This window comes from Serratia sp. T13T92 (assembly GCF_047530105.1).
GTDB lineage: Bacteria > Pseudomonadota > Gammaproteobacteria > Enterobacterales > Enterobacteriaceae > Chania > Chania fonticola.
Map to the genome: position 1 here is coordinate 119,816 of NZ_JBLJAK010000013.1, position 17,080 is coordinate 136,895.

At 53.9% G+C, this 17,080-nt stretch carries 17 protein-coding genes; 8 read left to right on the forward strand and 9 right to left on the reverse strand.

The window, feature by feature from the left end:
* Window positions 1–189 precede the first annotated feature (189 nt).
* Window positions 190–894: a MipA/OmpV family protein gene (locus ACMV5I_RS14585; RefSeq protein WP_121608981.1), complete on the forward strand. Its 705-nt coding sequence runs from the start codon at window positions 190–192 to the stop codon at window positions 892–894.
* A gap of 123 nt (window positions 895–1,017) precedes the next feature.
* On the opposite strand, the gene ACMV5I_RS14590 is transcribed toward ACMV5I_RS14585, so the two are convergent.
* On the reverse strand, window positions 1,018–1,893 hold the full coding sequence (locus ACMV5I_RS14590; RefSeq protein ID WP_121607001.1) for a D-hexose-6-phosphate mutarotase: 876 nt from the start codon (window positions 1,891–1,893) through the stop codon (window positions 1,018–1,020).
* 208 nt (window positions 1,894–2,101) lie between these two features.
* On the reverse strand, window positions 2,102–3,097 hold the full coding sequence (gene gapA / locus ACMV5I_RS14595; protein WP_021181204.1) for a glyceraldehyde-3-phosphate dehydrogenase: 996 nt from the start codon (window positions 3,095–3,097) through the stop codon (window positions 2,102–2,104).
* A 347-nt stretch (window positions 3,098–3,444) separates the two neighbouring features.
* On the opposite strand from gapA, the gene msrB reads away from it, so the two are divergent.
* Window positions 3,445–3,858: a peptide-methionine (R)-S-oxide reductase MsrB gene (gene msrB / locus ACMV5I_RS14600; protein ID WP_021181205.1), complete on the forward strand. Its 414-nt coding sequence runs from the start codon at window positions 3,445–3,447 to the stop codon at window positions 3,856–3,858.
* A gap of 64 nt (window positions 3,859–3,922) precedes the next feature.
* Window positions 3,923–4,195, forward strand: coding sequence for a YeaC family protein (locus ACMV5I_RS14605; RefSeq protein ID WP_021181206.1), 273 nt, complete (start codon window positions 3,923–3,925; stop codon window positions 4,193–4,195).
* 41 nt (window positions 4,196–4,236) lie between these two features.
* Here the strand turns inward: ACMV5I_RS14605 and ACMV5I_RS14610 are convergent, their stop codons facing one another.
* The 4 genes from ACMV5I_RS14610 to sppA all read right to left on the reverse strand — a co-directional run bounded on the left by ACMV5I_RS14610 (window position 4,237) and on the right by sppA (window position 9,373).
* A complete protein-coding gene (locus ACMV5I_RS14610; protein ID WP_414824644.1) occupies window positions 4,237–5,517 on the reverse strand; it encodes a glycoside hydrolase family 18 protein in 1,281 nt (426 codons plus the stop codon).
* Between the two features lie 242 nt (window positions 5,518–5,759).
* Window positions 5,760–6,392, reverse strand: coding sequence for a bifunctional nicotinamidase/pyrazinamidase (gene pncA / locus ACMV5I_RS14615; RefSeq protein WP_414824645.1), 633 nt, complete (start codon window positions 6,390–6,392; stop codon window positions 5,760–5,762).
* A gap of 18 nt (window positions 6,393–6,410) precedes the next feature.
* The gene (gene ansA, locus ACMV5I_RS14620) at window positions 6,411–7,427 is read right to left on the reverse strand and encodes an asparaginase (RefSeq protein ID WP_021806614.1); all 1,017 of its coding nucleotides are present in this window, start codon (window positions 7,425–7,427) and stop codon (window positions 6,411–6,413) included.
* Between the two features lie 92 nt (window positions 7,428–7,519).
* Complete coding sequence (sppA, locus tag ACMV5I_RS14625; RefSeq protein WP_414824646.1) at window positions 7,520–9,373, reverse strand: signal peptide peptidase SppA; 1,854 nt, start codon at window positions 9,371–9,373, stop codon at window positions 7,520–7,522.
* 181 nt (window positions 9,374–9,554) lie between these two features.
* Between sppA and ACMV5I_RS14630 the strand changes: the two genes are divergently transcribed.
* The 5 genes from ACMV5I_RS14630 (at window position 9,555) to ACMV5I_RS14650 (ending at window position 14,643) form a co-directional block, all read left to right on the forward strand.
* The gene (locus ACMV5I_RS14630) at window positions 9,555–10,106 is read left to right on the forward strand and encodes an NAD(P)H nitroreductase (protein ID WP_121606998.1); all 552 of its coding nucleotides are present in this window, start codon (window positions 9,555–9,557) and stop codon (window positions 10,104–10,106) included.
* Window positions 10,107–10,278: 172 nt separating this feature from the next.
* Window positions 10,279–11,322: a selenide, water dikinase SelD gene (selD, locus tag ACMV5I_RS14635; protein ID WP_414824647.1), complete on the forward strand. Its 1,044-nt coding sequence runs from the start codon at window positions 10,279–10,281 to the stop codon at window positions 11,320–11,322.
* Window positions 11,322–12,440: a tRNA 2-selenouridine(34) synthase MnmH gene (gene mnmH, locus ACMV5I_RS14640; protein ID WP_414824648.1), complete on the forward strand. Its 1,119-nt coding sequence runs from the start codon at window positions 11,322–11,324 to the stop codon at window positions 12,438–12,440. Before selD ends, mnmH begins: the two co-directional genes overlap by 1 nt.
* Window positions 12,440–14,365 (forward strand): DNA topoisomerase III, encoded by a 1,926-nt coding sequence (locus ACMV5I_RS14645; protein WP_024486969.1) that lies wholly within the window; start codon window positions 12,440–12,442, stop codon window positions 14,363–14,365. Before mnmH ends, ACMV5I_RS14645 begins: the two co-directional genes overlap by 1 nt.
* Window positions 14,362–14,643: a DUF1496 domain-containing protein gene (locus tag ACMV5I_RS14650; RefSeq protein ID WP_024486970.1), complete on the forward strand. Its 282-nt coding sequence runs from the start codon at window positions 14,362–14,364 to the stop codon at window positions 14,641–14,643. Before ACMV5I_RS14645 ends, ACMV5I_RS14650 begins: the two co-directional genes overlap by 4 nt.
* A gap of 167 nt (window positions 14,644–14,810) precedes the next feature.
* Here the strand turns inward: ACMV5I_RS14650 and ACMV5I_RS14655 are convergent, their stop codons facing one another.
* The 3 genes from ACMV5I_RS14655 to ACMV5I_RS14665 all read right to left on the reverse strand — a co-directional run bounded on the left by ACMV5I_RS14655 (window position 14,811) and on the right by ACMV5I_RS14665 (window position 16,786).
* Entirely contained in the window at window positions 14,811–15,263 is a 453-nt protein-coding gene (locus ACMV5I_RS14655) for a pyrimidine (deoxy)nucleoside triphosphate diphosphatase (protein WP_202672658.1), read from the reverse strand.
* Window positions 15,264–15,307: 44 nt separating this feature from the next.
* Window positions 15,308–16,111 (reverse strand): exodeoxyribonuclease III, encoded by an 804-nt coding sequence (xthA, locus tag ACMV5I_RS14660; protein WP_414824649.1) that lies wholly within the window; start codon window positions 16,109–16,111, stop codon window positions 15,308–15,310.
* Between the two features lie 102 nt (window positions 16,112–16,213).
* Entirely contained in the window at window positions 16,214–16,786 is a 573-nt protein-coding gene (locus tag ACMV5I_RS14665) for a TIGR00730 family Rossman fold protein (protein ID WP_202672657.1), read from the reverse strand.
* Between the last annotated feature and the right edge of the window lie 294 nt (window positions 16,787–17,080).

A 17,080-nucleotide genomic window follows, 5' to 3' on the forward strand; every position in this document is an offset into this window, starting at 1 on the left:
TCATCTTTTTGCCATCAATAATTCATCTTTGGGTTCTAAGTTATTCGATCTTGGTTGTTTTCTATTGTAAAGATCCGGCAGGCTGGTCGGTTTTCACATAAACTATAGCGGTTAATTACATCTTGTTATCTATGGAAAAAGCCAGTGAAGATATCTAAACTCAAAACGCTAGCAATTATCGCTTCCGCAATGGTTTGTGCGCACAGTGCTCAGGCAGGAAGCTGGTCACTCGGTGCTTCAGCGCTGGTCAGCCCCGATCCTTATCGTGGTTATCAGGATCGTGTCTATCCCGTTCCTATCATCAATTACGATGGCGATGATTTTTACTTCCATACTCTGTTGGCCGGTTACAACCTGTGGAAAGATCAGCAAAATCAGCTGAGCCTGATCGCCTATTACTCACCGTTGCACTATAAGCCTGGCGACAGTGACGACGACCGCATGAAGCAGTTGGACAAGCGCCGTAGCACCATGATGGCCGGTGTGGCCTTTACACATAAGGCTGAGTGGGGAACGATCCGTACGGCCTTCTCTGGCGATACGCTGAACAACAGTAACGGCCTGGTGGGCGATATCGCCTATCTCTATAAGTTCCAGGTGGACTCCTGGAGCTTTGCTCCTGGTATCGGGGTAAACTGGAACAGCTCAAACCAAAACCAATACTACTATGGCATCAATGGTGATGAGTCCCGCCGTAGTACCTTCGACACCTATAAGCCAAGCGATAGCTGGTCGCCATACGTCGAATTGAGCACCAACTATAATATCAACGCTAACTGGAATGCCTTCTTCACGGGGCGTTATACGCGCCTGGACAGCGAAGTTAAAGACAGCCCAATGGTTGATAAATCTTATACCGGCATGCTGTGGACGGGTGTGACTTACACCTTCTAAACGTACGGTGCATTATCTTGGTGCAGTGAGTGCATCGAAAAGGGGCGGAAACGCTCCTTTTGCACATCTGTGGTGCGGTGGATGATCAAGAGAAGAGGGGCGAAATGTTTCGCCCCAGTTTGATCAGCTATTTTTAATGCTGCGGATTTTCATCGCCAAGCGGGCAGGTTGCTCCCCTGAGGCGATCAGCGGCTTGCTTACGCGCCCGGTTTCCACACAGACCATGGTTTTGTAACCGTCGTTTGGCATGTCGGCCATGCTGCAGGAAAGCTCGACACCTGGGTTCCAGGCGATCACATCACTCATATAGTGATGATTGACCTCGATGGTGCGTTGCAACATCGGGTCCTTGATCAGGCTGCAAGGCGTGGCCTGGGTGTAGACGCGATCGGTTTGCCCGGTAAACTCCAGCTCGCCAACCTGACGTGCCTCGATCCCCTTCGCCACCTTATCGATATAATGCTCGCCCAAACCGGCAACTTTCACCTTGTCGATGTCGCCGATCTGGAAATAGCTGTGCAGAGCAGCGGTAGCCTGGTAGTCACCGTGTGATTCCAGCTCCATCTCGCACTCTTCACCCAGCTTGAAGCGGGCGATCAGGGTGAAAGCATGTGGCCACAATTTGCGGGTTTGTTCGTTGTCTTGCAGCGTGAAGGTCAGGATCACGCCGTTTTCATCTTCATCGTGCGCGGTAAGCTGCCACGGCTGATTACGGGCAAAGCCGTGGGATGGGCTACCTGCCGGGCCAAACCACGGCCAGCAGATCGGTACGCCGCCGCGGATCGCCACGCCGTTTTTGAAAGGCGTATTGTTGCTCAGCCAAAGCACCGGTTTATCACCGCTTGGCTGCCAGGCCAGCAGATGGGCCCCTTGCAGAGCAACGGCCGCACGGACTTTCGGGTGAGAAACCACCACCACTGGCAGTTCGTCCAGTTGGCGTTGGCTGATAAAAGGGGTGATTTGTTCGCTAACGGGTAGGGTGAAGATTTTTTCGTTCATGTTGTTGCCTTCTTTTCGCCGCAAAAACAAACATACCCTATGGATTTCAAGTTACAGCTAGGCGACAAGCTTACTCATCCCCAGGAGCTTACTATTGTAAGTGACTGGGGTGTGTAAGCGCAGGTAACAACGCTGTGGCTTGAAAGACGACGGGTATAAAAAGGGCGACACTAGTGTCGCCCTTGATAATCAACTGCACATCAAGCCATTACTTGGAGATGTGAGCGATCAGGTCCAGTACTTTGTTTGAGTAGCCAGTTTCGTTATCGTACCAAGAAACCAGTTTCACAAAGGTGTCGCTCAGCGCGATACCGGCTTTAGCATCGAACACAGAAGTCAGTTTCTCGCCGTTGAAATCGGTAGAAACCACTTCGTCTTCGGTGTAGCCCAGCACGCCTTTCAGCTCGCCTTCTGAAGCGGCTTTGATAGCAGCACAGATTTCTTTGTAAGAAGCTGGTTTAGCCAGACGAGCAGTCAGGTCAACCACAGATACGTTCGGAGTAGGAACGCGGAACGCCATACCGGTCAGTTTGCCGTTCAGTTCTGGGATGACTTTACCTACTGCTTTAGCAGCACCGGTAGAAGAAGGGATGATGTTCTGGGATGCGCCGCGGCCGCCGCGCCAGTCTTTGTGAGACGGGCCATCAACGGTTTTCTGAGTTGCGGTAGTCGCATGCACGGTGGTCATCAGAGCTTCAACGATGCCGAACTTGTCGTTGATTACTTTAGCCAGTGGTGCCAGGCAGTTGGTGGTACAAGAAGCGTTGGAAACGATTTCTTGGCCAGCGTAAGACTTGTGGTTCACGCCCATAACGAACATAGGGGTGTCATCTTTAGATGGGCCAGTCAGAACAACTTTCTTAGCACCTGCAGCGATGTGTTTACGTGCAGTTTCGTCAGTCAGGAACAGGCCAGTTGCTTCAGCAACGACGTCAACGTTGACTTCGTTCCACTTCAGGTTAGCCGGATCTCTTTCTGAGGTACAACGGATGGTTTTGCCGTTAACAACCAGGTGGCCGTCTTTAACTTCTACTGTACCGTCGAAACGGCCGTGAGTAGAGTCATACTTCAGCATGTAAGCCATGTACTCTGCGTCTAACAGGTCGTTGATTGCAACGATTTCGATGTCAGAACGTTCCTGAGCAGCACGGAAAACAATGCGACCGATACGGCCAAAACCGTTGATACCTACTTTGATAGTCATATATTCCACCAGCTATTTGTTAGTGAATAAAAGGTTGGTTGTAAAATTACAAAAACCTTACCGAGCGTCAAGCGGAATCGTGTCAATTCTTGCTGCAAGTCAAACCAGAGGCCCGGTTTTGCACACAAATCGCACATTCCATTTACGTTTGTCCTCCCATCGATATGGGGGCAAACCGCCAAGTATAAAGTCAGTACGTGCAAGATATGTGATCAAAGTCACATATGGCGGCAGCGTAACCTTTATGCCGTACAGTTTAGGCTAAAAAGGCCTGCAGCGTTGTTAATTTTTTGTTATTATTACTCATTGTTTTCGTTGACATTATCCACATTGCGGGAATAGCACAAATGGCTAAAGAGACAACCCCTAAGACACCGCTCACGGAACTGAATGAAATCCAACGTTATGTGACGCAAGAGCGTGGCACCGAAGCCCCCTATAGCGGTAAATTACTGCATAACCAGCGTGAGGGCGTGTACCACTGCCTGTGCTGTAACGCGCCGCTGTTCTTCTCCGCCAGCAAGTTTGATTCTGGCTGCGGCTGGCCCAGCTTCTATCAGCCCGTTTCGGACGATGCAATTCGTTATCTTGATGATAATTCACATAATATGCATCGAGTCGAGATCCGTTGTGGTAACTGCGACGCGCATTTGGGGCACGTGTTTCCCGATGGTCCGCAGCCGACTGGCGAACGCTACTGTGTCAACTCCGCGTCACTGAATTTCACCGACGACGAGAATGGCGAGCAGACGGCAGGTTAAGCTGTAACTAAACCAACAAAATCGATTCAGCTAATTATTCATCCGTGGATGAGGACATGCTCTGATGGAAGTAAAAGATCTGATTGCGGCCATGACGCCGGAAATCTACCAGCGGCTGGTGCTGGCAGTAGAACTGGGCAAGTGGCCAGATGGTGTGGCACTGACGCCAGAGCAGAAAGAACACAGCCTGCAGGCGGTGATGCTGTGGCAGTCGATGAACAATGCGGACCCACAACATATGAGCATTGGCACCGACGGGCAAATCGTGATGAAAAGCAAACAGGAGCTGAAGCAGCAGTTTATGGCCGAGCCGTTGGCCAAGCTGAAGCCGCAGTAACCTGTTGCTGGCAGGGCGATGTTGCCATCGCCCTGAAGGTTTTACTGCTTCTGCGGGCTCAAGCCTAAGCTTTCGGCTAGCTGATGGGCCAGGCGGTTGTTATCGTCCGCGCCATACTCCCAGAACATCGCCCCTCCCAATCCTTTGCTCTTGATGTACTCGGCCTTGATGGCTACCGAGCGCGGGTTTTCATAGCTAATCGCGAACAGCGGCTTTCCTGCGGATGACTTCATCATCAGATAGGGCACCTTGGCCTCGTTATCCCAATGCGCAGTGAAGCGCCGCTGTGGGTCTTTCAGCATCTTGTTCACGATATCGTTGTACTTGAGGTAACTGTCTTTATCCAAATCCACGCCCAGCGACTTGAAGACGTCTTTTTCACGTGTGGTGAAATAGGGCTGGGTGACAGGGTGCTTGGCCGCATCAGCCACATCCCAATCAATACCCGGCTCGGTGGCGCGTTTAGGTACCCGGCCATAGAAACCGATCCCCAGATTGAGCTGAGCAGGCTTCAGCCCGGCGGCCAGATAGTTGTTGACCACAAAGTCGGCGCTGTACTTGTCGGCGGCGGCCACGGTTGGCCATTGTTTGGAGTCATAGAGATTAGAGTTGAAATACTGGGTACCGTACGCCATGTCGTAGGTCATCAGATTGATGTAGTCCAGATAGGGCGCGATAGCCTTAACGTCTACCCATTCCTGCGGACTTTTGACGTTGGCGCCTACGGCGATGGTCAGCAGTTTTTCTTTGCCTAGCGCCTGATGCAGTTCGCTCAGTAGGGTGGTGAAATTGGCTCGGTCAGTGGGCTGGCTTTCCACCAATCCCCAGGCACCGTTAACCGGGTATTCCCAATCCAGATCTATACCATCTAGCTGATACTTGGCAATCACCTCCTGCACCGAACGAATAAACACCGCCCGGCTTTCCGGTGTGGCTGCCGCGCCGGAGAACCCACGAGCTCCCCATCCGCCAACGGACAGCAAAACCTTCAGCGCCGGATTTTGTTGGCGCAATACGGGTAATAGCTTTAAGTCTGCTTCGACTTTAGGGGAGAGATAGATTTGGTGCAGGTGGGAGGGATCTTTCAGTGCCGGGTTGGTTTCCTCTTTTTCAGCGTTATAAATCAGGCCAAAAGAGTAGTTTAGGTGGGTGATCTGGCTGACGTCCAACTGGTTGATATCACCGCCCGGACCGGCGGTCACGTCGCCACCGCCGTTGAAGTAGCCGACAGAGAGATAAGGTGCCGCGTGAGCCATGCCCACGCCAGCCACGCCGAGTTGCACCGCTACCAGCAAGGGCAGCAGTTTACGGGTTAAAGCCATGTTGTCTCCTTTGGTCAGCAAGGCCGACCTGAACCGCCTATGGCGGTATCAATAAAGCCGGGCTCGGCAGGCCCCGGATGCGTATAACTTATTGATGCCAATGCATCAGCAGCCATAACAGCAAAAGAGACGGGAGGGAACAAGGTGAGCGCGCAGAAGAATGGTGGGAATGTGAGCAGCGTCGAAAATAAAGCGGTTGGTGGGGAGTATGGGGCGCTAAGGTCAAGCAGCCCCAAAAACCGTTAGCGCTGAGTAAACTGTGACAGTGTAACTAACTGTGCGCCAGCCGACAGCATTTCCGCTAAAGCCTGCTCGCTGTCATCGGGGCTTAAATTGACACCGCGGCAGCCATCGGTGATGACTTGAGTCTGATAACCCAAACGCAAGGCATCTAACACGCTGAACTTGACGCAATAATCGGTGGCCAGCCCCATCACGGCGAGATGAGTGATGCCGCGCTCCTTCAGCCAGCCATCGAGCGCCGTTTGCGCCCGATGCCCGTTATCAAAGAAAGCACTATAGCTATCGATATCCGAGTTCTCGCCCTTACGGAATATCGCCGCGATGTGCTGCTTATCAAGCTGTGGATGAAGCTCTGCGCCAGGACTGTCCTGAACGCAGTGCACTGGCCACCAAACCTGAGGCAGGCCTTCCAGTTCCCCAAGCGTACCAATCTGTGCGTTGGAGTTAATCGCAAAACTGCGATGATCCGCCGGGTGCCAGTCCTGGCTGGCGATCACCGCTTCATTACGGGCCAGGCTGGCTGCGATAGCCTGATTGGCGACGTCAATGGTGGCATCACCTTCTGCCACGCCTAAAGCGCCGCCGGGGCAAAAGTCGTTTTGTAAATCAATCAGCAACAGAGCAGTTTTCATCAGAGTTCCCACTTCGGGTTAGCCCGCAGCGCTTAATTCGCCACGCAGGTCTTGTTGCATCAGGCTGCGGATTTCTTCTGGGGTTAACGGCTGGCTCAACAGGTAATGCAGCTTGGTCAGCGCGGCCTCCACCGTCATATCAAAACCGCTGATGACGCCAGCATGAGCCAGGGCATTACCGGTCGCATAGCCTTCCATATTGACCCGGCCAGAGATACATTGTGTCAGGTTGACCACTACGATGCCACGCTCGGAAGCATCACGCAATTCATCCACCAATTCGGCCTTTTGCGGCGCGTTACCGACGCCGTAAGAGCGCAGGATCAGAGCTTTGACCGGTTGCAGCAGGAAGTTACGCACCACGGCACCGGAAATCCCCGGATAAATCGTCACCACGCCGATGGGCTGTGGCGTGATGTTATGCACGATCAATTCCCCGTTGCACACCGGGGAGGCGATGCCGGTCTGGCGACGTATGTGGATACCCGCTTCCAGCAAGGGCGGCAGGTTGGGGGAGGCGAAGGCATCAAAGCCGTCGGCATGTGCCTTGGTGGTACGGTTGCCACGAAACAGCTTATTGTTGAAAAACAGGCTGACCTCGTTCACCGGATGATTAGCGGCCAGATAGAGGGCATTCAACAGATTGGTTTGGCCGTCGGAGCGCAATTCTGCCAACGGGATTTGCGACCCAGTGACGATCACCGGCTTATCCAGGTTCTCCAGCATGAAGGATAGGGCTGAAGCGGTAAATGCCATGGTGTCGGTGCCGTGCAGAATAACAAAGCCGTCATAGCGGGAGTAATTCTGTTTGATGTCGTCGGCGATATGCTGCCAGTCCTCGGGGGTCATATCCGAAGAGTCGATCAACGGGGCATATTCATGAATGGTGAAATCCGGCATCTCTGGGCGATGGAACTCGGGCATCAGTGCCAACTGGCGCTGTAGGTGGCCGGAAACCGGGATGTACCCCTGTTCGGAACGCTGCATACCGATAGTGCCACCGGTATAGGCGACGTAAATGGATTTTTTTTGCATGGCTTTGATCTTGTGGCTGTCAGATAGGCTGAATTATAGGGAGATAGCAGGAGAAAAAAAGCCCGGTGGGTGCCGGGCTAGAGATTTATTTGTTAACGGACCTCTCCGCAAGTCAGGCATATGGCATAACGATGTTGCGGATCGTTCAGGTTATTAAACAGGCCAGGCTGTTCTTTCACCGCCAGTGCCACCGATGCCAACGGGGCTGGCAGCATTGACTGGATCGCCGCAGGCAGCATGGCGTGGATAGAAACGCCAAACTGGCTGAGCAGCATATCCGTCATGCTAGGGGCATCGATAAACCAGTTGAGTTGCCACTGTGGCAGCTTGGCCAGTTCTGCCGCTTTCTTCACGGCGTCGTCAAAGTCACCCAGTTGGTCGATCAGGCCATTTTTCTTGGCGTCGCTACCGATCCAGACATGACCCTGAGCAATGTGATCGACCTGCTCTGGCGTCATTTTCCGGGCGGTTGCCACCAGGGTGATGAAGTTCTTGTAACCGTTCTCGATGTTCAACTGCATCATCTGCGAGAACTCTGGCGGCAGTGCTTTCGTCACTGCCAGATCGGCCAGTGGTGATGTCGCGACGCCGTCGGTATGTACCCCAACGCTATCCAGCGTGTTCTCATAAGTGTTGATCACGCCGAAGATACCGATGGAGCCGGTGAGGGTGCTCGGACTGGCAATGATGTAATCTGCAGGGGTCGACACCCAGTAACCGCCAGACGCGGCCATTCCACCCATGGAAACTACCACCGGTTTACCTGCGGCGCGAACCGCGGCCAGCTCGGAGCGGATCACTTCTGAAGCGCTGACGCTACCGCCAGGGCTATTGACGCGCAGGATGACGGCTTTTATTTTCGGATCCAGACGTGCCTGACGCAGTTGTGAGGCAGTGGTATCGCCACCGACCGATCCTGGCGTCTGTGGGCCATCCATGATCGCGCCATTGACGAAGATAACGGCGATCTCACCACCCTGATCCGGTGACGGCTGCGGCTGGTAATCGTAGATGCTGACCGCAGTGAAGTCATTGCTCTGCTTGTCCCAACCGAAGGTTTTCACCAACTGTGTTTCTATCGCAGTGCGAGAGGCCAGTTCATCGACCAGTTTGCTGTTCAGGGCGAATTGCGCGGTATCACCACCCGCTGCCTTTAAGCCACTGAGAATATCTGCTGCGCCAGGGAACAACTGATCTGGCGTGAGTTGGCGGTTAGCCGCCACCGTATCCAGATAGTTTTGCCACAGCCCGCCGACCCAACGGCTATCGGCTTCCCGCGCTGCCGGTGACATATCGTCACGGATCAGCGGCTCTACGGCAGATTTATAGGTGCCCACACGGAAAATATTGGTGGTGACCTTCAGCTTCTCCAACAGGGATTTGTAGTAAAGGTTGTTGGTGGCGAAACCATGCAGATCGACGGCACCCTGAGGTGACAAATAGATCTTGTTGGCATAGCTGGCCAGATAGTACTGCGTTTGGTTATAGCTGTCGCCGATGGCATAGATCGGTTTACCGCTGTCGCGGAATTCACGCAGTGCCTTACCGATGTATTGCAGGGAAGGCTGATCCGCCCCGGCAAAATCATTCAGCTGTAATACCATACCGGTGATGTTTTTATCATCTTTGGCCTTGCGAATGGTATCCACCAGGTCAAACAGTGAGTTTTCCTGTAGGCGGTTGCTAGAAGCACCCAGCAGTTCGCGGCCCCACTGACGAACCCGGTTGTTCACCGAAGGTTGATCAACCACCACGCCGCTGAGATCGACCAGCAGTGCGCCATGCGGTGCTACTGCCGAAGAATTGCCTTGGAGTGAAAGATAAATACCGACCCCAACCAGGATCAAGAAAATCAGGAACAAGTTCAGGATAAGTTCCCTGACAAAATTCAGCAGACGCCATGTCCATCTGAAAATACCTGCAATAATTCGCCCCAATGTGCGCATGTGCTCTCCAACAAGAGTCTAGAATGTTCCGCTATCCTAATGAGCGGCCGAAGAAAAGTCAGCTTTAAATCTCCCCATGCAGCTTGAATGGCAATGGGCATAGACAGTATTACAGAGGCTGTAACTCTATGTAGAGCTATGTTAACGTGATTTAAATGCAAATTGTTATCAGGAGTTAATGATGGATGCACTGGATCTTTTACTCAATCGCCGTTCTGCGTCACGCCTGACTGCCCCGGCACCCGCAGGTGAAGTGCGTCAGAATATCATCAATGCCGGGCTGCGTGCGCCGGATCACGGGACGTTACAGCCGTGGCGTTTTATCCTGATCGAGGATCAGGGTCTACAGCGTTTCAGTGAATTACTACAAGCGGCCGCCAAACACGATGAGCTGGATGAGAGTGCGGTAGAAAAGGCCAAACAGGCACCTTTTCGTGCGCCTCTGATTATCACGGTGGTTGCCCATTGCAGTGAAAATCCGAAAGTGCCGCGCTGGGAGCAGGTTGTCTCTGCCGGTTGCGCAGTGCAGGCGATGCAAATGGCCGCTTTGGCGCAAGGCTTTAATGGTATCTGGCGCAGCGGTGCCTGGACAGAGCATCCATTGGTGCGCGAAGCCTTCGCCTGCCGCGAGCAGGACGAGATCGTCGGTTTCCTCTATTTAGGCACGCCGCAGTTAAAAGGTTCCACTAAAGTGGTCGCTCCCGACAGTACGCCTTTCGTCCGCTACTTCTGATCCGCTATGCGGGAACCCGCTCGATAATGCGCGATAACCCGCAGTTTTGTACTGTTTCTGAGCAGGTCGCACGCATAATGCCAACCTGCTCTTATCAATCCCCTCGGCAAGCGCTACCCTATATCCCATTGTGATATCCTTACGTTCGTTTGTTACCCAGAGGGAGTGGACTATGACATCGCCGGCCATTCGTTTGACCCAGTACAGCCACGGCGCTGGCTGCGGCTGTAAAATCTCACCCAAAGTGCTTGAAACGATCCTGCACAGCGAGCAGGAAAAGTTTATCGATTCCCATCTGCTGGTGGGCAATGAAACGCGTGATGATGCCGCGGTGTATGACATCGGTAACGGCGTGGGCATTATCAGCACCACCGATTTCTTTATGCCGATCGTCGACGATCCGTTTGATTTTGGCCGTATTGCGGCAGCCAACGCCATCAGCGACGTGTATGCCATGGGCGGTAAGCCAATCATGGCCATCGCCATTCTCGGCTGGCCGATTGCCAAACTTCCCGCAGAAGTTGCCCAGCAGGTGATTGACGGTGGCCGCTATGCTTGCCAGCAGGCGGGGATTGCATTGGCGGGTGGCCATTCTATTGATGCCCCAGAGCCGATTTTTGGCTTGGCTGTGACCGGCATCGTCAAAACCGAGCTGGTGAAGAAAAACAGTGCGGCGCAGGCAGGCACCAAGCTATTCCTGACCAAACCACTGGGCATTGGCGTGCTGACCACGGCAGAGAAGAAAAGCAAACTGCTGGCCGAACACCAAGGCCTGGCTACAGAGGTCATGTGCCAGTTGAACAAGCCTGGGGCGGACTTTGCCGAAGTGGCTGGCGTTACGGCGATGACCGATGTCACCGGCTTTGGCCTGCTTGGCCACCTTAGCGAGATGTGCCAGGGTTCCGATCTGCAGGCAACCGTATGGTTCGAATGCGTACCGAAATTGCCTGATGTCGAACGGTATATCAGCGAAGGCTGCGTACCGGGTGGTACCGGGCGTAACTTTGAAAGCTATGGTCACCTGGTTGGCGCCATGAGCGATCTGCAACGTCAATTACTGTGCGATCCGCAAACCTCCGGCGGTTTGCTGCTGGCGGTATTGCCGGAAGCCGAAGCCGAAGTGCAGGCGATAGCGGCACGTCATGGCATCACGCTGAACGCGATAGGTGAATTGCAGGCCGCACAGGCGGGCAAACCACTGATCGAGGTTGTCTAGTGTCAACGATACAGACTCGACAGGATACGCAAGACTACCAGCGCCTTTTTCTTCAGGATGTGCCGCTGATTGACGTGCGCGCGCCGATAGAGTTTACGCAGGGGGCATTCCCCTGTTCAGTTAACCTGCCGCTGATGAGCGACAGTGAACGTCAGGCGGTGGGCACCTGCTACAAGCAGCATGGTCAACAAGCTGCGATCGCTCTTGGGCACAGCCTGGTCAACGGTAAACTGCGTGAGCAGCGCACGCAGGCCTGGATCGAACAGTGTACCCGGCAGCCAGAAGGTTATATCTACTGTTTCCGCGGTGGTCTTCGTTCGCAATTGGTACAACAGTGGCTGCGAGAGGCCACTGTTGACTATCCACGCGTGGTAGGCGGCTACAAGGCGCTGCGCAATTTTTTGCTCGGTGCGCTTGAGGACGCCGCTGCGTTGCCTATGCTGATCGTTGGCGGTAACACCGGCTGTGGCAAGACGCTACTGATTAATGAGTTGGTGGCCGGTATCGATCTGGAAGGGATCGCCCATCATCGCGGCTCCTCCTTTGGCCGTACGCTGGTAAAACAGCCTACCCAGATAGATTTCGAAAATCATCTGGCCATACGCATGCTGAAAAAGCAGCATGCTGGTTGCCGGCATTGGGTGTTGGAAGATGAAAGCCGGATTATCGGTTCTACCAATCTGCCTTTAAGCTTGTTCAATGGTATGCAGCAGGCTGCCCTGGTGGTGATTGACGATCCGTTTGATGTGCGTGTGGCACGCCTGCAAGATGAGTACATCGACCGGATGCGCATTGCCTTTGAGCAAGCCTATGGCGAACAAGACGGCTGGCGGCAATATGATGAATATCTGCACCATGGCCTGTTTGCCATCCGCCGCCGCCTGGGGCTGGAACTGTTCCAGCAATTGACGCTGCGTCTCGAATCGGCGCTGCAGGTACAACGGCTCACTGGCCAAAGCGAAGCGCATCAACAATGGCTGGTGCCGCTGCTGCAACACTATTACGACCCGATGTATCGCTACCAATTAGAGAAGAAAACCCAACGTGTGATCTTTCGCGGTAATTACGCGCAAGTCAGAGAGTTCCTGATGACGTATAGCCAGAATAACGGTGAATAATGCGACTGTTTATAGCCGAAAAACCGAGTTTGGCCCGCGCCATTGCTGATGTATTACCCAAGCCCCATCGTCGGGGTGACGGCTTTATTGCCTGTGGCAGCAACGATGTGGTGACCTGGTGCGTTGGGCACCTGTTAGAACAGGCCCAGCCAGATGCTTACGACAGCCGTTACGCGCGCTGGTCGTTGGCGGACTTACCGATAATCCCGCAGAAGTGGCTGTTGCAGCCGCGCCCTTCGGTCAGCAAGCAGTTGAACGCGATCAAAAAGCTGCTGGCAGAGGCTGACGAAGTGATCCACGCGGGTGACCCGGATCGGGAAGGGCAGTTGCTGGTGGATGAGGTGCTGGATTATCTGGCACTGACGCAGGAAAAGCGCCAGAACGTGCGGCGTTGCCTGATTAACGATCTTAACCCACAGGCGGTGGAGCGTGCGGTACAGCGCCTGCGTGATAACCGTGACTTTATCCCGCTGTGCGTTTCCGCGTTAGCGCGTGCGCGTGCAGACTGGCTTTACGGCATCAACATGACCCGGGCCTATACGCTGCTAGGGCGTAACGCGGGCTACGACGGAGTGCTGTCTGTGGGGCGGGTACAGACGCCGGTATTGGGGCTGGTTGTGCGGCGCGATGAAGAGATCGAAAACTTCGTCTCGAAAGACTTCTTTGAGGTGAAAGCGCATATTGTCACGCCGAAGGAAGAACGCTTTGTCGCCCTGTGGCAGCCGAGTGAATCCTGCGAACCTTACCAAGATGAGGAAGGGCGTTTACTGCACCGGCCGTTGGCCGAACACGTGGTTAAACGCATCGAGGGCGCACCGGCGCTGGTCACCTCGTATAATGATAAACGGGAATCAGATACCGCTCCGCTGCCGTTCTCCCTTTCCACGCTGCAAATTGAGGCGTCGAAACGCTTTAACCTCAGCGCCCAGCAGGTGTTGGACGTTTGCCAACGGCTGTATGAAACCCACAAGCTGATCACTTATCCGCGTTCTGACTGCCGTTATCTGCCAGAGGAACACTTTGCCGGACGCCATGCGGTGTTGAACGCCATCAGCGTACATCAGCCGGATCTCTATCCACAGCCGATTATCGATAGCGAGCGCCGTAACCGCTGTTGGGACGATAAAAAGGTCGATGCTCACCACGCGATTATTCCTACGGCGCGTGCTAGCAAGGCCAGCCTGAGCCAGGATGAACTGAACGTTTACGGTTTGGTGGCACGCCAGTATCTGATGCAGTTTTGCCCGGATGCGATGTTCCGCAAGTGCGTTATCGAGCTGGATATCGCCGGCGGCAAGTTTATCGCCAAGGCGCGTTTCCTGGCGGAAGCGGGCTGGCGCACCCTGCTGGGTAGTAAAGAGCGTGATGAGGAAAACGAAGGTGCACCGCTGCCCGTTGTCGCCAAAGACGATGAGTTGTTGTGCGAGCGTGGCGAAGTGGTAGAACGCCAGACTCAACCACCGCGGCCCTTTACCGATGCCAGCCTATTGTCGGCCATGACCGGAATTGCGCGTTTTGTGCAGGATAAAGCGCTAAAGAAAATCCTGCGAGCGACCGATGGTTTAGGAACAGAGGCAACGCGAGCAGGCATTATCGAGCTGCTCTTCAAGCGGGCGTTTCTCTACAAGAAAGGGCGCTATATTCATTCCAGCGAAACCGGGCGGGCACTGATCCATTCATTGCCGGACCTGGCGGCACGCCCTGATATGACGGCGCAGTGGGAGTCTACGTTGACACAAATCAGCGAAAAATCCTGCCGTTATCAGGACTTTATGCAACCGCTGGAGGGCACACTGCAACAGCTGATCTATCAGGCTAAGCAGAGCCGGGCCAGTATAGCGTTTCGTGGCTTGTCGCCTGCACCGTCAGCCGGGGCGAAAAAGCGTAAAAAAAGTGCCGGTAAGGCACGGGAGAAAAGTGAATGAGCCGCATACCCTTGTTGATTGGTTGTTTGGCACTGTTTTCCACCAGCGTATTGGCCAATCGCGGTAACGTCGATGTCGTCGTGCCGGTTTCCCCTGAAATATGGGGTACCGCACGTACCACGACAACGCCGCCGCCTTGCAACCGTTGCTGCATTTATCAGAATCAAAACTATTCTGAAGGTGCGTTGCTGAAAGTGGGCGACGAGATGATGCAGTGCGCGCGTGACCCTAACGTCACGGGCACCAATCCATTAATCTGGATCCGCCTCAAGCGGTGATTGCAACTGCCTGACTTCTGTACTCACCGTAACCGTGCCACAAATTGATTTCACTTCCTGACAACGGCACCGCTGCAGCTCCCTCTCCCTGTGGGTTGGGATGAGAGGGGACTGAACGTGCTACATATCTACCCTTGTGCTCACCGTAGCCGTGCCACAAATTGATTTCACTTCCTGACAACGGCACTATTACAGCTCCCTCTCCCTGTGGGAGAGGGTTGGGGTGAGGGGGATAGTAAGCGGATATAGCTTTCCAGCAGTGGGATATCGGCGGGGGCTAGCGGGTAATCTCTGGCCTGCTCGGGTGTAACCCAAGCAAATGCGCTATGGCAGTGTAGCTGTAACTCCCCGCTGAAGGAGTTAACTTGCCAGGCATGTAGCCGAATGATCCTCTCGCTTTGTTGCCACTGATTGCTGGCCACAAAACTCCCCACTTTAGCGATAATGCCCAACTCTTCCTTCAGTTCACGAGCGAGCGCCTGGGGCTGGCTCTCAGCCATTTCGACCTTACCGCCGGGAAACTCCCATAGGCCAGCCTGATCGCTGCTGCTATCGCGTTGGGCGAGCAGGATCTTGCCATCTTGTTCGATAATGGCGGCAACGACATCAATGATTTTCATAGCATGGATTCAATGTTGCCCCGACATGCATCGGGGCAGGGAGATTACAGTGCGAACTCGGCCCAGACGGGAGCATGATCTGAAGGCTTCTCCATGGCACGGATCTGATAATCAATGCCGGTGGCGGTACAGCGCGCAGCCAATGAGGTGTTAACCAGCAGCAGATCGATGCGTAGGCCACGGTTTTCATCAAAACCGCGTGAACGATAGTCAAACCATGAGAACTCATCGTTACGCTCAGGGTTGGCATGACGGTAAGTATCTACCAGACCCCAGTCCAGCAGGCGGCCCATCCACTCACGCTCTTCCGGCAGGAAGGAGCATTTGCCGGTGCGCAACCAACGTTTGCGACTCTCTTCACCAATACCGATGTCCAGATCGCTTGGGCTGATGTTCATATCGCCCATGATCAACACCTGCGACTCTGCCGGCAGTTGTTGCAGATAATTTTGCAGATCTTGATAAAAGCGGGTTTTGGCCGGAAATTTGATAGGGTGGTCGCGGCTTTCTCCTTGCGGGAAGTACCCATTAATCACCGTCAATGTGCCTTGTGGCGTCGCCAGGTCGGCCATGATGATACGACGCTGCGCATCTTCTTCATCAGTAGGAAAACCGCGGCGTACGGCAAGAGGTTCATCTTTAGTCAGCAATGCCACGCCGTAATGGCCTTTCTGCCCATGATAGAACACGTGATAGCCGTGTTGGCTAACCTCTTCCAGCGGGAACATATCGTCGTGAACTTTGGTTTCCTGCAGGCCAATCACATCCGGCTGATGCTGCTCGATAATTGCTGCCAGTTGATGCGGACGTGCACGCAGTCCATTGATATTAAAAGAAACAAACTTCATGAGCGCTGCCGTTTTTATCCGAAAAAATGTGTTCAGATAGTAGCAGAGTTTGGTCGAAAATGTAACGCGGACCAGCGGCGGTTTGCCGCTGGTAGTCAGGGATTATTTCGCCCAGCGGTCGTAATTCTGCGGCTGATAGTCATCAAACAGCTGGATTAAGGCTGCCGGAGAGTCGCTGATATGCAGGGTCTTGAGATAATCATGTCGCATAAAACCTTGATCGGCGACGTGCTGTAAAAACTGGCTTAGCGGGTGGTAAAAACCGTTAACATCCAGCAGCCCGACCGGCTTGCTGTGGTAACCGATCTGCCCCCAGGTCCAGATTTCAAACAGCTCCTCCAGCGTACCGATGCCGCCAGGCAGGGCAATAAAACCGTCGGCCAGTTCGGCCATCCGCGCCTTACGGGTGTGCATGTCGGGGACGATTTCCAGCTCGGTCAGGCCACGGTGCGCCGTTTCGGCCTCGACCAGCCGCTGGGGAATGATGCCTACTGCTTCACCACCAGCCTCTAGTACCGCGTCTGCTACCACACCCATTAACCCTTTTTTACCACCGCCATACACCAGACGCCGCCCTTGGGTGGCAAGCAGATGACCTAGTTGGCGGGCATGTTCGACATAGGCTGGATTATTGCCCTCGCTGGCACCACAAAAGATACAAATGTTGTTACGCATGACTTTCCCTTGCTGCTTTTAACGAAGCCAGTGGTATAGCGAATTGCGGGATTTAGTTCAAGGGGAATTGGTGTTGCGATGGTGGTGAGGAGGAGGACTTCGTACAGGCGTCACTAGTTGTCTGAGTCATAGTGTTTTAGACCGCGACACCCAAGCTTGAGGCAGGTGGGAGTCATTGCAGGTTAGCCGACCGTTGAGCGCATGGATAATGAGATGGACGCTCCTACCACGGCATCGCAATGTGCCACAATTTGAGTGTCTAACCTCAACAGCAGGAGCGTCCAAATGAAAGTA